1 protein-coding gene is annotated in these 1,457 nt (G+C 67.7%); it reads right to left on the bottom strand.

Features of this window, described 5'->3' with window-relative positions; genetic code table 11:
* Nucleotides 1–35: 35 nt before the first annotated feature.
* Nucleotides 36–1,220 (bottom strand): IS30 family transposase, encoded by a 1,185-nt coding sequence (locus ACPXCB_RS31470; protein WP_425879752.1) that lies wholly within the window; start codon nucleotides 1,218–1,220, stop codon nucleotides 36–38.
* Between the last annotated feature and the right edge of the window lie 237 nt (nucleotides 1,221–1,457).

Below are 1,457 nucleotides of genomic sequence, written 5' to 3'. Positions count from 1 at the left end.
GGCGGTTTCTGGGGGTCCTCGCAACACCTGATGGCTTAGGTGGCTGTCAGTAGATTACGCAGACGCTCGGCTGGGTTTTCCCAGCCGAGCGTTTTGCGTGGGCGGCCGTTGAGTTCTTGGGCGACGTGCTCGAGGTCCTCGGGTCCGTGCACGGACAGGTCGGTGCCCTTGGGGAAGTACTGGCGGAGCAGGCCGTTGGTGTTCTCGTTGGAGCCGCGTTGCCAGGGTGAGTGCGGGTCGCAGAAGTAGACGGGCACGCCGGTGGCGACCGTGAACTTCTTGTGGGCAGCCATTTCCGTGCCTTGGTCCCAGGTCAGTGACCCGCGCAGGTGGGTCGGCAGCGTGGCGACGAGGTCCACGAGGACGCCGCGGACCTCCTCGGCGGTGTGTCCGCCGGGCAGGTGTCCGAGCATCACGTACCGGGTGGCGCGCTCGACCAGGGTCACGATCGCTGACTGGTTGCCCGTCCCCATGATCAGGTCGCCTTCCCAGTGGCCGGGCACGGCGCGGTCTTCGACCTCGGCCGGGCGTTCGCTGATCATGACCATGCCGTCGACGAAGCGCGGGGTGCGCTGGTCGGGGCGGCGATGTGGCTTGCGTCGGGTGCGGCCGGTGCGCAGCGCGGCGGCGACCTCGCGCTTGAGCCCACCGCGGGCCTGGACGTACAACGCCTGGTAGATCGTCTCCGGACTCACCCGCATCTCCTGGTCGTCGGGGTACTTCCTGACCAGAGCGTTGCAGATCTGCTGCGGTGACCACCGCTCGCGTAGCCCGTCGACCACGAAGTCGCGCAGCGGACCCTCGCGCAGAAGCTTGCGGTCCTTGGGCCGGGGCCGCGACGCCGCCCAGGCCCGGTGCGCGGCGTAGGCGCGGTAGACGCCGTCAGCGCTGACGTGGTTGTCGACCTCACGCTTGATCGTCGACGCGGGCCGCCCGATCGCTCGCCCGATCGCGTGGAGCGACTGCCCGACACGGCACATGTCCGCGATCGTCTCCCGCTCCGTCAAGGTCAGAAACCGGGAGTGCAGCTCCTTGTCCAGCGCCGTCAACGACGGCGGCACCTGAATGCTCACCCCGGTGTTGTAGTCCACCCGGCGCCCATCCGGATACGTCCGCGAGCTGCGTGTCTTGCGTACTCCCCAGTCCCAGTCCTTCGCGGTGCGCTCATTGACCCCGACCTGCTGCGCGGCACGGCGTCGAGCAACCCCCTGCTTACGCAGACGCTCGTACTCATCCCGGCGAGGGTGACGCCGCGAGGCGGGCGTCGAGCGACGCCCCCCTCGACGAACCCACCCGTACGCGGTGTTCCGGTTGACACCGGCCTCACCCGCAGCAACCGCCACGCTGCCAACACCATCAAAGATCTCAAAGAACTTTGCCTTGAGTTCGGCCGAAACGGACACGGTCCTCGCAACTCCCAAAATGTCTGGGTGTTGCGAGGACCGCTAGATCCCAAG

Origin of the sequence: Micromonospora sp. DT62, assembly GCF_049847285.1 — a bacterium.
Taxonomy (GTDB): Bacteria; Actinomycetota; Actinomycetes; order Mycobacteriales; family Micromonosporaceae; genus Micromonospora; species Micromonospora reichwaldensis.
This window is presented reverse-complemented; position numbering and strand designations above follow the sequence as displayed.